The sequence below is a fragment of the Vogesella margarita genome (genome assembly GCF_028548475.1).
GTDB lineage: Bacteria > Pseudomonadota > Gammaproteobacteria > Burkholderiales > Chromobacteriaceae > Vogesella > Vogesella margarita.
Window position 1 is genome coordinate 132830 of record NZ_JAQQLE010000001.1, and the last position, 18369, is coordinate 151198.

The 18369-nt window shown below is 61.4% G+C and carries 17 protein-coding genes and 1 riboswitch; of the genes, 13 read left to right on the forward strand and 4 right to left on the reverse strand.

What is annotated here, in order from left to right:
- Window positions 1-3 precede the first annotated feature (3 nt).
- From nuoH to PQU96_RS00670, 8 genes are read left to right on the forward strand one after another with little or no spacing between them, the layout of a single operon-like run.
- The gene (gene nuoH / locus PQU96_RS00635) at window positions 4-1050 is read left to right on the forward strand and encodes an NADH-quinone oxidoreductase subunit NuoH (RefSeq protein WP_272766383.1); all 1047 of its coding nucleotides are present in this window, start codon (window positions 4-6) and stop codon (window positions 1048-1050) included.
- A gap of 29 nt (window positions 1051-1079) precedes the next feature.
- Entirely contained in the window at window positions 1080-1559 is a 480-nt protein-coding gene (gene nuoI, locus PQU96_RS00640) for an NADH-quinone oxidoreductase subunit NuoI (protein ID WP_197693963.1), read from the forward strand.
- Window positions 1560-1568: 9 nt separating this feature from the next.
- Window positions 1569-2210, forward strand: coding sequence for an NADH-quinone oxidoreductase subunit J (locus PQU96_RS00645; protein WP_272770375.1), 642 nt, complete (start codon window positions 1569-1571; stop codon window positions 2208-2210).
- A gap of 19 nt (window positions 2211-2229) precedes the next feature.
- The gene (nuoK, locus tag PQU96_RS00650; RefSeq protein WP_047966932.1) at window positions 2230-2535 is read left to right on the forward strand and encodes an NADH-quinone oxidoreductase subunit NuoK; all 306 of its coding nucleotides are present in this window, start codon (window positions 2230-2232) and stop codon (window positions 2533-2535) included.
- A gap of 35 nt (window positions 2536-2570) precedes the next feature.
- Window positions 2571-4619 (forward strand): NADH-quinone oxidoreductase subunit L, encoded by a 2049-nt coding sequence (nuoL, locus tag PQU96_RS00655; protein WP_272770376.1) that lies wholly within the window; start codon window positions 2571-2573, stop codon window positions 4617-4619.
- Between the two features lie 41 nt (window positions 4620-4660).
- Window positions 4661-6157, forward strand: a complete 1497-nt coding sequence (locus tag PQU96_RS00660; protein ID WP_272766380.1) for an NADH-quinone oxidoreductase subunit M — start codon at window positions 4661-4663, stop codon at window positions 6155-6157.
- A gap of 20 nt (window positions 6158-6177) precedes the next feature.
- The gene (nuoN, locus tag PQU96_RS00665; RefSeq protein ID WP_272770377.1) at window positions 6178-7632 is read left to right on the forward strand and encodes an NADH-quinone oxidoreductase subunit NuoN; all 1455 of its coding nucleotides are present in this window, start codon (window positions 6178-6180) and stop codon (window positions 7630-7632) included.
- Between the two features lie 9 nt (window positions 7633-7641).
- Window positions 7642-7938, forward strand: a complete 297-nt coding sequence (locus PQU96_RS00670) for a DUF2818 family protein (RefSeq protein ID WP_272770378.1) — start codon at window positions 7642-7644, stop codon at window positions 7936-7938.
- Window positions 7939-8282: 344 nt separating this feature from the next.
- Here the strand turns inward: PQU96_RS00670 and PQU96_RS00675 are convergent, their stop codons facing one another.
- Both PQU96_RS00675 and PQU96_RS00680 read right to left on the reverse strand, forming a co-directional pair.
- Window positions 8283-9149 carry a lipid A biosynthesis lauroyl acyltransferase gene (locus tag PQU96_RS00675; protein WP_272770379.1) on the reverse strand — a complete coding sequence of 289 codons (867 nt, stop codon included), beginning with the start codon at window positions 9147-9149 and terminating at the stop codon, window positions 8283-8285.
- Between the two features lie 15 nt (window positions 9150-9164).
- Entirely contained in the window at window positions 9165-10046 is an 882-nt protein-coding gene (locus PQU96_RS00680) for a lysophospholipid acyltransferase family protein (protein WP_272770380.1), read from the reverse strand.
- A 70-nt stretch (window positions 10047-10116) separates the two neighbouring features.
- Here PQU96_RS00680 and metK point away from each other — a divergent pair, with 70 nt between their 5' ends.
- The 4 genes from metK to PQU96_RS00700 all read left to right on the forward strand — a co-directional run bounded on the left by metK (window position 10117) and on the right by PQU96_RS00700 (window position 14550).
- Window positions 10117-11286 carry a methionine adenosyltransferase gene (gene metK, locus PQU96_RS00685; RefSeq protein WP_272770381.1) on the forward strand — a complete coding sequence of 390 codons (1170 nt, stop codon included), beginning with the start codon at window positions 10117-10119 and terminating at the stop codon, window positions 11284-11286.
- A gap of 126 nt (window positions 11287-11412) precedes the next feature.
- Window positions 11413-11476: riboswitch (S-adenosyl-L-homocysteine riboswitch) on the forward strand.
- A gap of 105 nt (window positions 11477-11581) precedes the next feature.
- Window positions 11582-12982 (forward strand): adenosylhomocysteinase, encoded by a 1401-nt coding sequence (gene ahcY / locus PQU96_RS00690; RefSeq protein WP_272770382.1) that lies wholly within the window; start codon window positions 11582-11584, stop codon window positions 12980-12982.
- A 149-nt stretch (window positions 12983-13131) separates the two neighbouring features.
- Window positions 13132-13968: a methylenetetrahydrofolate reductase [NAD(P)H] gene (gene metF / locus PQU96_RS00695; protein ID WP_272770383.1), complete on the forward strand. Its 837-nt coding sequence runs from the start codon at window positions 13132-13134 to the stop codon at window positions 13966-13968.
- Between the two features lie 33 nt (window positions 13969-14001).
- Window positions 14002-14550 carry a TIGR00645 family protein gene (locus PQU96_RS00700; protein WP_272770384.1) on the forward strand — a complete coding sequence of 183 codons (549 nt, stop codon included), beginning with the start codon at window positions 14002-14004 and terminating at the stop codon, window positions 14548-14550.
- A gap of 45 nt (window positions 14551-14595) precedes the next feature.
- Here PQU96_RS00700 and PQU96_RS00705 read toward each other — a convergent pair whose 3' ends face one another.
- Together PQU96_RS00705 and PQU96_RS00710 are read right to left on the reverse strand one after the other, a co-directional pair.
- Window positions 14596-16407, reverse strand: a complete 1812-nt coding sequence (locus PQU96_RS00705) for a diguanylate cyclase domain-containing protein (protein ID WP_272770385.1) — start codon at window positions 16405-16407, stop codon at window positions 14596-14598.
- Window positions 16408-16500: 93 nt separating this feature from the next.
- The gene (locus PQU96_RS00710) at window positions 16501-16983 is read right to left on the reverse strand and encodes an Lrp/AsnC family transcriptional regulator (RefSeq protein ID WP_272770386.1); all 483 of its coding nucleotides are present in this window, start codon (window positions 16981-16983) and stop codon (window positions 16501-16503) included.
- Window positions 16984-17253: 270 nt separating this feature from the next.
- Between PQU96_RS00710 and hppD the strand changes: the two genes are divergently transcribed.
- Window positions 17254-18330 (forward strand): 4-hydroxyphenylpyruvate dioxygenase, encoded by a 1077-nt coding sequence (hppD, locus tag PQU96_RS00715; protein WP_272770387.1) that lies wholly within the window; start codon window positions 17254-17256, stop codon window positions 18328-18330.
- The last annotated feature ends 39 nt before the right edge of the window (window positions 18331-18369 follow it).

The following is an 18369-nucleotide window of genomic DNA, read 5'->3' on the forward strand; positions in this document are numbered from 1 at the left end:
GTCATGGAATTGCTGCAAAACTTGCTGGGGACCGAGGCCGGTCTGGCAGTGTGGACACTGCTGAAAATTCTGGCCATCGTTGCCCCGCTGATGATCGGTGTGGCCTACCTGACGCTGGCAGAGCGCAAGGTGATCGGCTACATGCAGATCCGTATCGGCCCTAACCGTGTCGGCCCGAAAGGGCTGCTGCAGCCACTGGCTGACGGTGTGAAGCTGCTGATGAAAGAGATCATCCTGCCGACCAAGTCGAGCAAGGGTCTGTTTCTGGTGGCTCCTGTACTGTCCATCATGCCGGCACTGGCGGCCTGGGCGGTGATCCCGTTCACCGACACCATGGTGCTAGCCAATATCGACGCGTCGCTGCTGTTCATCATGGCGATCACCTCGATGGGCGTGTACGGCGTGATCGTGGCCGGCTGGGCGGGTAACTCCAAGTACTCCTTCCTGGGCGCGCTGCGTTCCTCGGCCCAGATCGTGTCCTACGAGATCTCGATGGGCTTCGCGCTGGTCGGCGTACTGATGGTGTCCGGCAGCCTGAACCTGGTCGACATCGTCAACCAGCAGGGCCATGGTATCGGTGGCGGCTCGGCACTGTCGTGGAACTGGCTGCCGCTGTTCCCGCTGTTCCTCGTGTACCTGATTTCCGGCGTTGCCGAAACCAACCGTGCCCCGTTCGACGTGGCGGAAGGTGAATCGGAAATCGTGGCCGGTTTCCACGTGGAATACTCGGGTATGGCCTTCGCCGTGTTCTTCCTGGCGGAATACGCCAACATGATCCTGGTGTCGGCACTGACCGCCATCATGTTCATGGGCGGCTGGCTGTCGCCGTTCCCGGCTTCCTGGGGCGCGCTGGGCGCATCCGGCGTGATCTGGCTGCTGGTCAAGATTTCCCTGGTGCTGTTCCTGTTCCTGTGGTTCCGTGCCACCTTCCCGCGCTATCGCTACGACCAGATCATGCGTCTGGGCTGGAAAATCTTCATCCCGGTATCGCTGGTTTGGGTGCTGGTTGTCGGCGCCTGGATGATGAGCCCACTGTCGCTGTGGAACTGATACGGATTGGATGAAATAGCATGGAAATGATCCGAAATTTTTTCAAAACCTTCCTGCTGGTGGAGCTGGTGCAGGGCCTGATGGTGACCGGTCGTCACTTCTTCGCCCGCAAGATCACCGTCCAGTTCCCGGAAGAGAAGACCCCGATTTCGCCACGCTTCCGTGGCTTGCACGCCCAGCGCCGTTACGCCAACGGTGAAGAGCGTTGCATCGCCTGTAAGCTGTGCGAGGCGGTATGCCCGGCAATGGCCATCACCATCGAGTCGGAACAGCGCGACGACGGCACCCGCCGCACCTCGCGTTACGACATCGACCTGACCAAGTGCATTTTCTGCGGTTTCTGCGAAGAAGCCTGCCCGGTCGACGCCATTGTGGAAACGCACATTTTTGAATACCACGGCGAAAAACGTGGCGACCTCTACTACACCAAGCCGATGCTGCTGGCGGTGGGTGACAAGTACGAGGCTGAAATTGCGGCCAACAAGGCTGCTGATGCCAAGTATCGCTAAGGGGGAGACATGAGCTTTCAAGCTGTTGTGTTTTATGTGCTGTCGTTGATCCTGATCGTTGCCGCGTTCCGCGTGGTTACGGCCAAGAACCCGGTTCATGCGGCCTTGTATCTGGTGCTGGCGTTCTTTACCGCCTCCGGTCACTGGCTGTTGCTGCAGGCGGAGTTCCTCGCGATTGCACTGGTGCTGGTTTATGTCGGTGCGGTCATGGTGCTGTTCCTGTTCGTGGTGATGATGCTGGACATCAACATCGAGAAGCTGCGCGAAGGCTTCTGGCAGAACTTCCCGCTGGCCGGTACCGTGGCGCTGGTGATGGTCGCCGAAATGGTGCTGATCCTGTCCAGCCCGGAGGCCAACCTTGCCGGCTTCAAGGCCGGTGCGGCGGTTGCGGCCGATGCCAGCAACGTGCGCGAACTGGGTCGCCAGCTGTATACCGTTTACCTGCTGCCATTCGAGGCCGCGGCAGTCGTGCTGCTGGTAGCGATGGTTGCCGCCATCGGCATCACCATGCGCAAGCGTGCAGACAGCAAATACATCAATCCGGCGGAGCAGGTGCGTGTGCGTCGTAACGACCGCGTGCGTGTGGTTCAGGTTCAGGCGGTAAAGCCTGAAGCGGACACTGCTTCTGACACTAACGAGCAACAGGCCTGACGGCCGATTAGGAGGACACGTGCTTTCACTCACACACTTCCTGGTTCTGGCCGGCATCCTGTTCGCCATCAGCGTGCTGGGTATTTTCCTGAACCGGAAAAACCTGATCATCCTGCTGATGGCCATCGAACTGATGTTGCTGGCGGTGAACTACAACTTCATCGCGTTTTCGCACTATCTGTCTGATACGGCTGGGCAGATCTTCGTCTTCTTCATCCTTACCGTTGCGGCGGCAGAATCGGCGATTGGTCTGGCGATTCTGGTGGTGCTGTTCCGTAAACTGGACAGCATCAACGTAGAAGACTTGGGCAGCCTCAAAGGCTAAGGCAACCGGATACCACTTTAAAAAGCACGACAAACATGGATATGAAGAGCTTATACCTGCTGATTGCGCTCTCACCACTGGTGGGGTCGGTCATTGCAGGCCTGTTTGGATGGGCGATTGGTCGCCGTGCTGCACACGTTGTTACCATTCTTGGCGTGGCAGTTTCGGCGGTTCTCTCGATTGGCGTACTGAAGGGCTTCCTTGACGGCAGCACCCAGGTATTCAATGCCCCTGTATACACTTGGCTGACGGTCGGTGGTTTCGAGTTCTCCGTCGGTTTCCTCGTTGACTCGCTGACTGCGATGATGCTGGTGGTGGTGACCAGCGTGTCGCTGATGGTGCATATCTACACCATCGGCTACATGCACGAAGACCCGGGTTACCAGCGCTTCTTCAGCTACATCTCGCTGTTTACCTTCTCGATGCTGATGCTGGTGATGTCCAACAACTTCATCCAGCTGTTCTTCGGCTGGGAAGCGGTGGGTCTGGTCTCCTATCTGCTGATCGGCTTCTGGTTCAAGCGTCCGACTGCGATCTTCGCCAACCTGAAGGCCTTCCTGGTCAACCGCGTGGGTGACTTCGGTTTCCTGCTCGGTATCGGCCTGGTGCTGGCCTACTTCGGCGGTTCGCTGAACTACAGCGACGTGTTCGCTGCCGCGCCTGCGCTGGCCAGCAAGACCATCCAGATCATCCCTGGCGTGGAATGGTCGCTGCTGACCGTGACCTGCATCCTGCTGTTCATCGGCGCGATGGGTAAATCGGCGCAGTTCCCGCTGCACGTGTGGCTGCCGGACTCGATGGAAGGCCCGACCCCGATCTCCGCACTGATCCACGCGGCGACCATGGTGACCGCTGGTATCTTCATGGTATCGCGCATGAGCCCGCTGTTCGAAATGTCGGATACCGCACTGAACGTGGTGATGGTGGCCGGTTCGATCACCGCGCTGTTCATGGGCTTCCTGGGCGTGGTGCAGAACGACATCAAGCGCGTGGTGGCTTACTCCACCCTGTCGCAGCTGGGTTACATGACCGTGGCGCTGGGCGCTTCCGCCTACTCGGTGGCCATGTTCCACGTGATGACGCACGCCTTCTTCAAGGCCCTGCTGTTCCTTGGCGCCGGTTCCGTGATCATGGGCATGCACCATGACCAGGACATGCGCAATATGGGCGGTCTGCGCAAGTACATGCCGATCACCTGGATCACCTCGTTGCTGGGCTCGCTGGCGCTGATCGGTACCCCGTTCTTCTCCGGCTTCTACTCCAAGGATTCCATCATCCTGGCCGTGGAAAACAGCAACCTGGCGGCTTCCGGTTTTGCCTACTTTGCCGTGATCGCCGGTGTGTTCGTGACCGCGTTCTACTCCTTCCGCATGTACTTCCTGGTCTTCCACGGCAAGGAACGCTGGATGGAAAACCACGCTCACCACGAGCATCACGGTGACCACGACGACGAAGAGCCGTCCGATGACCACCACCATGGTCTGGGTCCGAACGACAAGCCGCACGAATCGCCGTGGGTAGTTACCCTGCCACTGGCACTGCTGGCGATTCCGTCGGTACTGATCGGCTTCTTCGCGATCCATCCACTGGTCGGCGGCGAGTTCTTCAAGGGCGTGATCTACACCAACCTGGAAGCTCATCCGGGTCTGGAGGCAGCGATGCACCACGCCCACGATGCGATGGCCATGGGCCTGCACGCCTTCGTGACCCTGCCGTTCTGGTTGGCCGCAGCCGGTGTGGCACTGGCCTGGTTCTTCTACATGAAGGCGCCGCACATCCCGGCCGCCATCAAGCAGAAATTCTCCGGCGTACACACGCTACTCGAGAACAAGTACTACATGGACGAGCTGTACTTCGCCGTGTTTGCCAAAGGGTCGCGCGCACTGGGCACTTTCTTCTGGAAAGTCGGTGACATGCTGCTGATCGACGGCTTGCTGGTGAATGGCAGTGCCCGTCTGGTCGGCTCGGTATCCAGAGCGGTCCGCAAGCTGCAAACCGGTTTCATCTACAGCTACGCTGCGGTGATGATCATCGGGGTGCTGGTTCTGATGACGTACTGGTTCAAGCCGCTGATCCTCCGTTAAGGATCGGTACCGGAATCGATATAACAAATTAGGTTCTCGATATGTTTGCTAATCCTTTGAGTCTGGTGATCTGGACCCCCATCGTAGCCGGCCTGCTGGTGCTGGCGACCGGTGGCGACCAGCGCGCACCGCTGGCGCGCTGGCTGGCGCTGGCTGGTGCCGTGCTGGGGTTCCTGGTATCGCTCCCGTTGTTTACGCAGTTCGACAACCTGCATGGCGGCATGCAGTTTGTCGAAAACATGCCGTGGATCGAATCCCTCGGTATCAACTACCACCTGGGGGTGGACGGCATCTCGATGCTGTTCATCGTGCTGAACAGCTTCACCACGCTGATGGTGATCCTGGCCGGCTGGGAAGTGATCCAGAAGCGCACCGCGCAGTACATGGCCGCGTTCCTGATCATGTCCGGCCTGATCAACGGTGCCTTTGCTGCGCTGGACGCGATCCTGTTCTACGTGTTCTTCGAAGGCATGCTGATCCCGATGTACCTGATCATCGGTGTGTGGGGCGGTCCGCGTCGCGTTTACGCGTCGATCAAGTTCTTCCTGTACACGCTGCTGGGTTCGCTGCTGATGCTGGTAGCGTTCATCTACCTGTACTTCCAGGCCGGCAAGAGCTTTGACATCCAGGCCTTCCAGGCACTGAAGCAGATCCCGCTGCAGGTGCAGATCCTGCTGTTCATCGCCTTCTTCCTGTCGTTTGCGGTGAAGGTGCCGATGTGGCCGGTGCATACCTGGTTGCCGGATGCCCACGTGGAAGCGCCGACCGGCGGTTCCATGGTGCTGGCGGCGATCACGCTGAAGATCGGTGCCTACGGCTTCCTGCGATTCGCGCTGCCTATCGTGCCGGATGCCTCGATCGAGCTGTCCCCGATCATTATCGGCCTGTCGCTGGTAGCGGTGGTGTACATCGGTCTGGTGGCACTGGTGCAAACCGACATGAAGAAACTGGTGGCTTACTCCTCCATTTCCCACATGGGCTTCGTGACACTGGGCATGTTCCTGTTCACCGGCAGCCAGATGAATGCGTGGGCGGTGGAAGGTGCACTGGTACAGATGGTGTCGCACGGTTTCGTATCCGCCGCGATGTTCTTCTGCATCGGCGTGATGTATGACCGCGTGCACAGCCGCAACATCGCCGACTACGGCGGTGTCGCAAACAAGATGCCGATCTTCGCTGCCTTCATGATGCTGTTCGGCATGGCCAACTCCGGTCTGCCTGCCACCTCCGGCTTCGTCGGCGAATTCATGGTCATCATGGGTGCGGTGCAGGTGAACTTCCTGGTTGCCGCGCTGGCCGCCACCACCCTGATCTTCGGTGCCGCCTACACCCTGTGGATGTACAAGCGCGTGATTTTCGGTGAGGTGGGCAACCACCACGTGGAAGAGATGAAGGACGTCAACAAGCGTGAATTCCTGATTCTGGTGATCCTGGCCGTGACCGTACTGGGCATGGGTCTGTACCCGCAGCTGTTCGTTGAAAAGATGCACCTGTCTGTCAATGAACTGATCGCGCACGTTGCGCAAAGCAAGCTCTAAGAGGCCACAAGGAATACGAAATGAATTGGGCTGATCTCAATCTGATGCCGGCTTTGCCAGAGATGTTCCTGCTTGGGGCTCTGTCGGTAATCCTCATTCTTGACCTGTTTATCTCGGACGCCAAGCGCGGCATCACCTACGCACTGTCGCTGCTGACACTGCTGGTTTGTGCCGTGATCCAGGTTTCCACTTTCGAACCGTTCGCCACCGTTACCCTCAGTGGCATGTTTGTCGATGATCCGCTGTCGGACATCGTCAAGGTCGCAATGTACGGCGTGACGGCACTGGTGCTGATCTACACCCGCCAGTACGTGAAGGACCGTGGCCTGTTCAAGGGCGAATACTTCACCCTGACCCTGTTCGCGCTCCTGGGCATGAACCTGATGGTGTCGGCCAGCAACTTCGTCAGCCTGTACATGGGCCTGGAACTGCTGTCGCTGTCGCTGTACTCGCTGATCGCGCTGCAGCGTGAGTCCGGTCGCGCCATCGAAGCCGCGATGAAGTACTTCGTGCTCGGCGCGCTGGCTTCCGGCCTGCTGCTGTACGGTGTGTCGATGGTGTACGGTGCCACCGGTTCGCTGGAACTGGCCAAGGTTGCCCAGGCTATCGCCTCGGGCAGCGCCAACCAGACGCTGCTGGTCTTCGGCCTGGTGTTCATCGTGGCCGGTCTCGCGTTCAAGCTGGGCGCGGTACCGTTCCACATGTGGGTGCCTGACGTTTACCAGGGCTCGTCCACCGCGATGACGCTGATGATCGGTGCTGCACCGAAGCTGGCGGCCTTCGTGTTCGTGATCCGCATCCTGGTACAGGGTCTGGGCGAAATGGTGGCCGACTGGCAGGGCATGCTGGTGATCCTGGCGGTGCTGTCGATGGCCATCGGTAACCTGACCGCCATTGCGCAGACCAACCTCAAGCGCATGCTGGCCTACTCGACCATTTCGCACATGGGTTTCCTGCTGCTGGGCCTGATCGCCGGCAACGCCGAAGGCTACTCCGCCGCACTGTTCTACGTAATCGTTTACGTGCTAACCTCGCTGGCCGGTTTCGGCATCCTGCTGGGCCTGTCGCGTGCCGGTTTCGAGTGCGAAACCCTGGACGACCTGAAGGGTCTCAACGGCCGCAACAGCTGGTACGCGCTGCTGATGCTGCTGGCGTTGTTCTCGATGGCCGGTATTCCGCCGCTGGCTGGCTTCTACGCCAAGTTTGCGGTGATCCAGGCTATCGTCAACGTCAACCTGCTGTGGCTGGCGGTGGTGGCGGTGATGATGTCGCTGATCGGTGCCTTCTACTACCTGCGTGCGGTCAAGGTCATGTACTTCGACGACGTGCAGGACAACAGCCCGATCGCCATTCCTGGCGACATGAAGCTGGTGCTGTCGCTCAATGCCGTTGCGCTGCTGGTATTGGGTGCGATGCCGGAACGTTTGATCGCGATGTGCGTCGAAGCGATGAAACAATCCCTCGTCGTCCTGTAAGGAATCAGCATGGAAGTCAGCGTCATCGTTCTGTTACTGCTCGCGTTTGTTGCGGCCAACCTGCCATTCATGACTCGGCGTGTTGCCGGCGTATGGCGGGTCGCCAACAAGCACTTCGGCTGGCAGTTGCTGGAACTGGTGGCGTTGTACCTGCTGCTGGGCGTGCTGGCCCGGCTGCTGGAAGGCCGCTATTCCCCGGTACATGTGCAGAAGTGGCAGTTTTATGTCACCACCCTGTCGCTGTTCCTGGTGTTTGCGTTCCCCGGTTTCATCGGGCACTACTTCTGGAAAAAGCGCGGTATCTGAGCCGCTGCGCAGCACAACAAAAACGCCACGATTTGATCGTGGCGTTTTTGTTTGTCTACCGGCACAGAGGGCCTCGCTTCCGGATCGCTGATGCCGGGATGTCTGGAGATTGAAGGGTGCTGCTCCCGATCGCAGCGGGGCAGGGTAGTGCGGAGGGGCTGTCGCTATGCTGCGACCAACCTTGGCTACCTCAATGCGCAGACCGCTACCGAGCGGCTTCACTTCTGTACAGTTACAACCCGCGTCTCCCTGTGCGGCCAGAGTGCTCTCCGACTTGCTTTTCCAGAAAACAAAAAGGGCAAGGTTGGCCGCAGCCATCCTTGCCCTTGTGCCAGGGAAACGACTCAGTAGAAGCGCGCCTGCCCCTGCGGCCGGGTCTTGAAGCGCTTGTGCAGCCAGAAATACTGTTCCGGTGCCTCCAGGATGCGCTGCTCCAGGAAGGCGTTCATGCGGCGGGTATCGGCTTCCAGATTGTCGCTGGGGAAGTTGTCCAGCGGCGGATGGATGTCGAGCACGAAGCGCGAGCCTTCGCGGCGGGCGATGGCCGGCACTACCTTGGCCTTGGCGATGCTGGCGATGCGCGACAGGCCGGTGATGGTGGCGGCGTCGGTGGCGAAGAACTTCACGAAGATGGCGTCGCGCGGGCCGAAGTCCTGGTCCGGCAGGTACAGGAACGGGGTGTGCTCCTTGCGCATCGCCTTGATGATGCTGCGCAGGCTCTCCTGTCGCGATACGATGTAGGCGTTGTCGAAGCGGTTGCGGCCCTTGTAGAACTGCGCGTCCAGCGTCTTGTTCTTCTGGTGCGAATAGACGCTGACCAGCGGCACTTCCAGGTTCAGGCGCAATGCGCAGATCTCGAAGGCGACGAAGTGCGGGTAGAACAGCACCACGTCCTCGCCCGCCTCGCGCAGCCGGGTGATGTGTTCCAGACCGCGCACCTCCACCAGCTGGCGCAGGCGTTGTGGCGACGACCACCACACGATGCCGTACTCCAGCATCAGTTTCATCATTTCAGTGAAATGCTGCCGGATCAGCCGGCGGCGCTGTGTCGGCCCCATGTCGGGAAAGCACAGGCGCAGGTTGATCAGTCCGACGCGACGGCGCTCGCGGGCGAGCAGGTAGGCCAGTTGACCCAGGCTCCAGGCCAGGGCGTGGATGACGGGCAGCGGCAGCAGACGGATCAGCCACAGCAGGGCCAGGGCGAATTTCATGCGGTATTCCAGTGGTTAGGCTTGATCGGGGGAGGGCGCGCCGGACGGCGTCTTGTAGCGGTTGTAGCTCCACAGGTACTGCTGCGGCCAACGCCGGATCAGCCGCTCGACATTGGCGTTGACCACCGCGGCGTCGGCCTCGCGCTCGCCGCTGAAGGTCCCGACCTGGGGGCTGATGTGGATGTGGAAACCGGCGCCGTCAGGCAGGCGCTCGCCGGTGAACCACAGTACGGCGACACCATTCATCTGCGCCAGCCGTGCCAGCAGTGTCATGGTGAACGCCGGCTTGCCGAAGAATGGCGCCCAGGCGCCTTCGCCGCTGCCGGGTACCTGGTCCGGCAGGATGATGGTGGCCTCGCCGGATTTCAGCGCCTTCATCAGCTGGCGCACGCCGGCGCCGGTGGCCGGTGCGGTGCGGCCTTTGCCGCGGGCACGGCCCTCGTTCATGATCGGCTCCAGCCAGGCCAGCTTCGGCGGGCGGTACATCGCGGTCAGCGGGAACGGCAGCCGCGCCGAGATGTAGCGTCCGGCAATGTCGTAGCTGCCGAGGTGCGGGGTGACGAAGATCAGCCCCTTGCCTTCGGCCAGCGCCGCTTCCACATGCTCCCAGCCGTCGCAGCCGGTAACCAGCGAGGTGATGTAGTCCGGCTCGCGGCACCAGGCGATGGCCAGTTCCAGCGCGCCCTTGCCGGTTTCTGCCGCACAGAGTTTGACGAGCGATTCGTAAAGCTGATAACTTCCAGCGATTTGACTGGTTTTGAGGTTTTCGCGTATGCGTTCGCGAAAACGCGGCGATAGGTAATAGAGGATTTTCCCCAGCAGGGCGCCCAGCCGGTGCAGTGCCGGTAGCGGCAACGCGGCCAGGGTCTGCAGGATGAGTCGTGCGATTCGGGTCATCGTGGTCTGCTGGAAAGTAAACGCGCTATTTTATCATTAACTCAAAGGCCATTATTCGGGAACGGACACAATGAGCGAATATCTTTTTACATCTGAATCGGTATCTGAAGGCCATCCGGACAAGGTCGCGGACCAGATTTCCGACGCCATTCTGGACGCCATCCTGCGTGAAGACAAATACGCCCGCGTTGCGGCCGAGACCCTGGTCAATACCGGCCTGGTAGTGCTGGCCGGCGAGATCACCACCACCGCCAACGTCGACTATATCAAGATCGCGCGCGAAACCATCAAGCGCATCGGTTACGACAATACCGAGCTGGGCTTTGATCATCGCGGCTGCGCCGTGATGGTGTGCTACGACAAGCAGTCGCCGGACATCGCCCAGGGCGTCAACGAAGGCGAGGGCCTCGATCTGGACCAGGGCGCCGGCGACCAGGGCCTGATGTTCGGCTACGCCTGCGACGAAACCCCGACCCTGATGCCGTTCCCGATCTACTACGCACACCGTCTGGTGCAGCGTCAGGCGGAACTGCGCAAGGACGGCCGTCTGCCGTGGCTGCGTCCGGATGCCAAGAGCCAGATCACCTGCGTCTACGACAGCGAAACCGGTCTGCCCAAGCGCATCGACACCGTGGTGCTGTCCACCCAGCACGCGCCGGAAATCGACCACAAGACGCTGACCGAAGCCGTGATCGAGGACATCATCAAGCCGGTGCTGCCGGCGGACATGATTACTGCCGAGACCAAGTTCCTGATCAACCCGACCGGCCGTTTCGTCATCGGCGGCCCGATGGGCGACTGCGGTCTGACCGGCCGCAAGATCATCGTCGACACCTACGGCGGTGCCGCACCGCACGGCGGTGGCGCCTTCTCCGGCAAGGATCCGACCAAGGTTGACCGCTCCGCCGCCTACGCCGGCCGCTATGTCGCCAAGAACGTGGTGGCTGCCGGTCTGGCGCGCCAGTGCCAGATCCAGGTTTCCTACGCCATCGGCGTGGCCGAGCCGACCTCGATCTCGGTGGACACCTTCGGCACCAACGCCATTCCGAACGAGAAGATCGTCGAGCTGGTGAAACAGCACTTCGACCTGCGTCCGAAAGGCATCGTGCAGATGCTGGACCTGTTGCGTCCGATCTACACCAAGACCGCCGCCTACGGCCACTTCGGCCGCGAAGAGCCGGAGTTCACCTGGGAGCGTACCGACAAGGCGGCCGCGCTGCGCGCCGCTGCCGGCCTGTAAGCTACCCCTGTTGTTGTGCCAAAGGGCCTCGCAAGAGGCCTTTTTCTTTGCCGCCGGGCGGCGGTCGCGGCGGCGTTGCTGTCGTTGCGGCCAACCTTGCGGCAGCAAGTTCTGCCATAATGGCGGGATTCCGGGGAGCGCTGCGAGGCCATGCCCCAGGCCCGGAAACGCAAAACGGCGCTCACCTGCTTTTCATTGAACGGCCCCGATCGGGCCGCTTCAGGATAACCCGTGCCGGGCACGGGATGCGCGGGTGAGCCATCCCTCCCGGCCTTCGTGACAAAGGAATACACGAATGGCTGCATTCAACGACTACATCGTTGCCGACATCAATCTGGCAGACTGGGGCCGCAAGGAACTCAATATTGCCGAGACCGAAATGCCGGGCCTGATGGCCACGCGCAAGGAATACCAGCACAGCCAGCCGCTGCGCGGTGCCCGTATCGCCGGTTCGCTGCACATGACGGTGCAGACCGCGGTGCTGATCGAGACCCTGACCGCGCTGGGCGCCGAAGTGCGCTGGGCGTCGTGCAACATCTTCTCCACCCAGGATCACGCTGCCGCTGCCATTGCTGCGGCCAACATTCCGGTGTTCGCGTTCAAGGGCGAGAGCCTGGACGAGTACTGGGAATTCAGCCACAAGATCTTCGAATGGCCGGAAGACCAGCCTGCCAACATGATCCTCGACGACGGCGGCGACGCCACCCTGCTGCTGATGCTGGGCAGCAAGGCGGAGAAGGACATCGGCGTGATCGGCCATCCGACCAACGAGGAAGAAACCGCGCTGTTCGCTTCCATCAAGCGTCACCTGGAAATCGACCCGCAGTGGTACTCCAAGCGCCTGCAGCACATCAAGGGCGTGACCGAGGAAACCACCACCGGCGTGCATCGCCTGTACCAGCTGGAAAAGGACGGCCTGCTGCCGTTCCCGGCCTTCAACGTCAACGACTCGGTGACCAAGTCCAAGTTCGACAACCTGTACGGCTGCCGCGAATCGCTGGTGGACGGCATCAAGCGCGCCACCGACGTGATGATTGCCGGCAAGGTTGCCGTGGTGCTGGGCTACGGTGACGTGGGCAAGGGCTGCGCGCAATCGCTGCGTGGCCTGGGCGCCACCGTGTGGGTGACCGAGATCGATCCGATCTGCGCACTGCAGGCGGCGATGGAAGGCTACCGCGTGGTCCGCATGGACGAGATCTGCGATCAGGCCGACATCTTCGTGACCACCACCGGCAACGTCGGCGTGATCAATCACGAGCACATGAAGAAGATGCGCAACAACGCCATCGTGTGCAACATCGGCCACTTCGACAGCGAAATCGAAGTTGCCTCGCTGCGCCAGTATCAGTGGGAAAACATCAAGCCGCAGGTCGATCACATCATCTTCCCGGACGGCAAGCGCATCATCCTGCTGGCCGAAGGCCGCCTGGTGAACCTCGGCTGCGCCACAGGCCACCCGAGCTTCGTAATGTCCAACTCCTTCACCAACCAGGTGCTGGCACAGATCGAAATCTTCGCCAACGAGCACAAGTACGAGAACAAGGTGTACGTGCTGCCCAAGCATCTGGACGAGAAGGTGGCGCGCCTGCACCTGGAGCGCATCGGCGCCCGCCTGACCGAGCTGTCCGACGAGCAGGCCAGCTACATCAGCGTGCCGAAAGACGGCCCATATAAGCCGGCACACTATCGTTATTGATATTTGATGTCCGGTGAAAACGGACAGGGCCGTAAAATGCCCTGTCCGTTTTTTTGTGCGGCCAACGTTGGCCGCATGCCCCGTCAGCGGCGCCAGACCGATACGGGATGCCAGGGAAACCATCACCAACCTTGCCGCAAGAGCTTGCCATGACCGAACGTAACCGTACCTTCAGCTTCGAATTCTTCCCGCCGCGCACCCCGGAAGGCGTGGCCAAACTGCGTACCACCCGCCAGCAGCTGGCGCAGTTCAAGCCGGAGTTCTTCTCCGTGACCTTCGGTGCCGGCGGCACCACCCGCGACGGCACGCTGTCCACGGTGCTGGAGATCCGCAACGAGGGCTACGCCGCGGCGCCGCACCTGTCCTGCATCGGCTCCACCCGCGACAATATCCGCTCGATCCTGAACGAATACCGCAACCACGGCATCCGCCACATCGTCGCGCTGCGCGGCGACATGCCGTCCGGCATGGTTGAGGCCGGCGAATTCCGTTACGCCAATGAGTTGGTGGCCTTCATCCGCGAAGAGCACGGCGATCACTTCCACATCGAGGTGGCCGCCTATCCGGAATTCCACCCGCAGGCCAAGTCCGCCGAGGACGACATCAACAACTTCGTGCGCAAGGTGAAGGCCGGCGCCAACTCGGCGATGACGCAGTACTTCTTCAATGCCGATTCCTACTTCCGCTTCGTCGACGAAGTGCAGGCGCGCGGCGTGGATGTGCCCATCGTGCCGGGCATCATGCCGATCGCCAACTTCGGCCAGCTGTGCCGCTTCTCCGACATGTGCGGTGCGGAAGTGCCGCGCTGGCTGCGCCTGCGCATGCAGTCCTATATGGACGACAGCGCGTCGATCCGCGCGCTGGGGCTGGACGTGGTCACCGAGCTGTGCGACCGCCTGCTGGCAAACGGCGCGCCTGGCCTGCACTTCTACACACTGAACCAGGCCGGCACGGTGTCGACGATCTGGCAGCGACTCGGTTTATAATCGCGGCTGTTTTTTTCTGGAGTAGAGTTCTGCATGACTGTCGACAAGCAAGCACCCGGCGTAGCGCCATCGCAGCAGGCATCACCGCTCAGCCGCGCGATTTTCTGGAGCCGCTGGCTGCAGTTGCCGATTTATCTGGGCCTGATCGTGGTACAGGGCGTGTACGCCTACAAGTTTCTGGCCGCGTTGTGGCATCTGCTGAGTGACCTGTCTGTCATGACGGAGACCCAGATCATGCTGGCGGTGCTGGGGCTGATCGATGTGGTGATGATTGCCAACCTGCTGGTGATGGTGACCGTCGGCGGTTACGAGACCTTTGTGTCCCGCTTGCGCATCGACGAGCATCCCGATCAGCCGGAATGGCTGAATCACGTCAATGCCTCGGTGCTCAAGGTGAAGCTGTCGATGGCGATCATCAGCATTTCGTCGATACATTTGCTGCAGACCTTCATCAACGCCAGCCAGCTGCCGGAGCACACCATCAAGTGGCAGCTGATGCTGCATCTTGCCTTCCTGCTGTCGGCTGCCGCGATTGCCTATACCGACAAGCTGTTGTACTCCACGGCCCACCAGCCGCATTAAGCGGCTGCTTTCCCGCCAGCAACCGCAGCCCGTGCTGCGGTTTTTTCATGCCGTTGCGGCGCTGACGCAGCGGTTGCGGCCCTGTTCCTTGGCCAGACGCAAGGCGTGGGCCGCCTCGCCGATCAGGTCGTCGATGTCGTCGTGGCGGCGCAGGTCCAGCGTGGCACAGCCGATGCTGACGCTGACAAAGCTGGACACCCGCGACGCCGGATGCGGCAGCTGCAGCGCGGCAACCGCCAGACGCAGCTGCTCGGCGACGGCGGCAGCCTGCGCCGCGTCGTGCTGTGGCAGCAGCAGCAGCAGGGTGGCGCCCTTGGTGCGTACCGCGAGACCGGGACGCGTGAGCAGCTCGGCCTGCAGCAGCTGGGCGATGCGTTGCAGGCAGTCGTCGCCGGCGAGGTGGCCGGCGTGGTTGTTGTAGGCGGCAAACTGGTCGATGTCCAGCATCAGCGCCGACAGCGCCTGCTGGCACAGGAAGGCCTGCTCGAACAGTTGCTGTTTGTCCTGCAGCAGGCGGCTGAGATTGGCCAGGCCGGTCAGGCCGTCGCAATGGTTCTGTGCCTGCAGCTTGCAGTGGGCGGCCGCCAGCTGTTGCGTCAGCGCCTCCTGTTGCTGCTGCTGCTGGTGTCGCAGCAGCAGCCCGGACAGTTGCCCGGCAAACAGGCGCAGCAGGGTCAGCTCCTTGTCCAGCCAGTCGTGCTGACGGTTGACCACCTCGCAGCCGAAAATGCCTTGCAGTGGCGCGGTGTGATCGAGCGCGATCAGCACCAGGCTGCGGATGCCGTGTTCGGCTAGCAGCAGGCGTTCGCCGTGGCCGTCCGGCGGAATCTCCTCCAGCCGGCTGATGGTCAGCTGTGCCTGCTGTCGCAGTTGCGGTAGCAACCACGGCGAGTGCTGCAGGGGGGCCTGCAGGTAGAAGGCTTCGTTCGCCGGCAGCTGCTCGTTTTGCCAGCGGATGTGCTGCTGCAGTGCCTGCTGCTCATCCAGCAGCAGCAGATAGCAGCGGTCGATGCCCAGCAGGTGGCCGATCCGTGCCAGCGCATCGGCGATGGCGTCGTACTGCTCGTGCGGCGGCAGGTGCAGGAAACTGTGCGACAGCCTGGCCAGCAGCTGCTGCGAGCGGGTCAGCTGGTCGAGTTCGGTGGTGCGCTGGCTGGCCAGCTCGCTGAGCTGTTCGCGCTGTTTTTGTAGCTCGCTGCAGCGCTGTTGCTGCAGTTGCAGCTGTTCCTGCCAGTTCTGGCGATAGCGTTGCAGCTGTTTGCCCAGCAGGCTCAGCTCGCGTTCGCTGTCGGGCAGTCGCAGCGGCTGCTCCTTGTGCAGCTGTTCGAGCAGCTGTCCCAGCGGGCGCAGCAGGTGGCGCTGCATGAAGTGGCGGCACAGCAGCAGTATCAGCAGCATGGCGGCCATCAGGCTGGCGGCGAACATCAGGCTGTCAAGGCGCAGTTGCCGCAATGGCTCCTGCTGGCCGAGGTGCAGGCGCAGGCTGGCCAGCGGCTGGTTGCCGGAGCGTTCGGACTGGACCGGGAAATCGCGGATCCACTCGCTGTGTGCCGCCGGGTGTAGCTGGCTGCTCTGGCGCTGGCCGAGGTTGGTGATCAGTTCTACGCGGTTGACGCCGTCGAGCTGGTTGATGCTTTCCAGCAGCTGTTGGGTGTTGTGCTGGTCGAGATCCCATACGCTTTGCGCCAGCACGGCGACGAAGCGCTGCTCCACTAGTGTGTGCAGCTGCGCCAGCCGCTGTTCGATGTCGCGCAGGCCGAGCAGGTAGTGGATGCCGCCGCCGAGCGCGCCCAGCAACACCAGGCACAGCACGCCGCGCCATTGCAGGCGGCTGGATAAGGAATTGGTAGCGGCCACTGCGGATCCCGTTTTGCTGCCTAAGGTGTTCTGGATGATAGCGGAATGGGGCTGTGGCAGGAAATGCCCCCGCACGGGGCGGGGGCAGGGGGCTTACGGATTGAGGTGCGAGATCGGCAGCGAGGTGGTCTGCTTGAATTCCTTCAGCACGAAGCTGGACTTTACGTCCTCCACGCCTGGCTGCTGCAGCAGGTCGTCCATCACGAAGCGGGAGAAGTGCTCCAGATCCTCGAAGTACACCTGCAGCAGGTAGTCCATCTCGCCGGTCATCGCGTAGCAGTTGACCACTTCCGGCCAGCGCTGCACCGCTTCCATGAAGCCCTGCAGATGGGCATTGCCGCGCTTTTCCAGCGTGACGCGCACGAAGGCCTGCAGGCCGAGGCCAATCTTGGCCGGGTCCAGCAGCGCCACGTACTGGCGGATGACGCCGGAGTCTTCGAGCTGCTTCAGGCGGCGCAGGCAGGGCGACGGCGACAGGGCCACCTTTTCCGCCAGTTCCACGTTGGTCAGCCGGCCATTGGCCTGCAATGCGGCCAACATTTTTATATCTGTCTTGTCCAGGGGTGCCGTAGGCATGTTATCTCCTGATGATGGGTTTGCTCTGGAATATTGTTTTAAGTTTTTTATTTTCTCGGCACTATATCGCAAGAAAATTGCGGTTGAGTTTACTTAGAATGAAGCGCCTAAGCCAGACATTTTACACGGTGGCGCCAGATCGCCGGATATTGTCTACATCATGCGGCCGCGACTGGGTACGCTGCGCAACGGCAAGCCCGCCGGCCCGCGCAGCCTTGGTGGCGGCACTACAGAGACAGCGTCGATGACGACGCGCAAGAGGAGAGATGAATGAAAATGGAACATCAACTGATGAATCCGCTGGCAACCGATGGTTTCGAGTTTGTCGAGTACACCGCCCCCAACGCCGAAGGCGTCGACAAGCTGAAAGCGCTGTTCCTGTCGCTCGGCTTCATCGAGATCGCGCGCCATCGCAGCAAGAACGTCAGCCTGTTCCGCCAGGGCGACATCAACTTCATCCTCAACGCCGAGCGCACCCAGCCGGCCTCCGAGTTCGCGACCGTGCACGGCCCGTCCGCCTGCGCGATGGCCTGGCGCGTGAAGGACGCCGCCAAGGCGTATGAGTATGCGCTGGCCCACGGCGCCAAGCCCTACGTACGCCCGGTCGGCGCGATGGAGCTGAACATCCCGGCGGTGGAAGGCATCGGCGGTTCGGCCCTGTACTTCGTCGACCGCTATGGCCACGACAAGGACATCTACGAGATCGACTTCGTGCCGCTGGACGGCGTCGACCAGCACCCGGCCGGTGTCGGCCTGAAGGTGATCGATCACCTGACCCACAACGTGGTGCGCGGCAATATGGAGCACTGGGCCGGCTTCTACGAGAACATCGGCAACTTCCGCGAAATCCGCTACTTCGACATCGAGGGCAAGCTCACCGGCCTGGTGTCCAAGGCGATGACCAGCCCGTGCGGCAAGATCCGCATCCCGATCAACGAGTCGTCCGACGACAAGAGCCAGATCGAGGAATTCCTGAAGCAGTACAACGGCGAGGGCATCCAGCACATCGCGCTGACCACCGAGGACATCTACACTACGGTGGAAACGCTGAAGGCGCGCGGCACCCGCTTCCTCGACACCCCGGCTACCTACTACGAGAAAGTGGACCAGCGCGTGCCGAACCACGGCGAGGATCTGGCCCGCCTGCAGAAGAACAGCATCCTGATCGACGGCGCGCCGGTGGAAGGCATCCTGCTGCAGATCTTCACCGAGACCGTGATCGGTCCGATCTTCTTCGAGATCATCCAGCGCAAGGGCAACGAAGGCTTCGGCGAAGGCAACTTCCGTGCGCTGTTCGAATCGATCGAGGAAGACCAGATCCGCCGCGGCGTGCTGAAGGCCGACTGAGCCCGCCGCATCACCGCGTGAACGCATAGCAACACAAGG

Coding starts and splice junctions, on each gene's coding strand:
- nuoN (WP_272770377.1), top strand. CDS start 6,178: ATGAATTGGGCTGATCTCAATCTGATGCCGGCTTTGCCAGAGATGTTC.
- nuoH (WP_272766383.1), top strand. CDS start 4: ATGGAATTGCTGCAAAACTTGCTGGGGACCGAGGCCGGTCTGGCAGTG.
- PQU96_RS00645 (WP_272770375.1), top strand. CDS start 1,569: ATGAGCTTTCAAGCTGTTGTGTTTTATGTGCTGTCGTTGATCCTGATC.
- PQU96_RS00670 (WP_272770378.1), top strand. CDS start 7,642: ATGGAAGTCAGCGTCATCGTTCTGTTACTGCTCGCGTTTGTTGCGGCC.
- nuoL (WP_272770376.1), top strand. CDS start 2,571: ATGGATATGAAGAGCTTATACCTGCTGATTGCGCTCTCACCACTGGTG.
- PQU96_RS00675 (WP_272770379.1), bottom strand. CDS start 9,149: ATGAAATTCGCCCTGGCCCTGCTGTGGCTGATCCGTCTGCTGCCGCTG.
- PQU96_RS00710 (WP_272770386.1), bottom strand. CDS start 16,983: ATGCCTACGGCACCCCTGGACAAGACAGATATAAAAATGTTGGCCGCA.
- ahcY (WP_272770382.1), top strand. CDS start 11,582: ATGGCTGCATTCAACGACTACATCGTTGCCGACATCAATCTGGCAGAC.
- metK (WP_272770381.1), top strand. CDS start 10,117: ATGAGCGAATATCTTTTTACATCTGAATCGGTATCTGAAGGCCATCCG.
- PQU96_RS00680 (WP_272770380.1), bottom strand. CDS start 10,046: ATGACCCGAATCGCACGACTCATCCTGCAGACCCTGGCCGCGTTGCCG.
- PQU96_RS00700 (WP_272770384.1), top strand. CDS start 14,002: ATGACTGTCGACAAGCAAGCACCCGGCGTAGCGCCATCGCAGCAGGCA.
- hppD (WP_272770387.1), top strand. CDS start 17,254: ATGAAAATGGAACATCAACTGATGAATCCGCTGGCAACCGATGGTTTC.
- PQU96_RS00660 (WP_272766380.1), top strand. CDS start 4,661: ATGTTTGCTAATCCTTTGAGTCTGGTGATCTGGACCCCCATCGTAGCC.
- metF (WP_272770383.1), top strand. CDS start 13,132: ATGACCGAACGTAACCGTACCTTCAGCTTCGAATTCTTCCCGCCGCGC.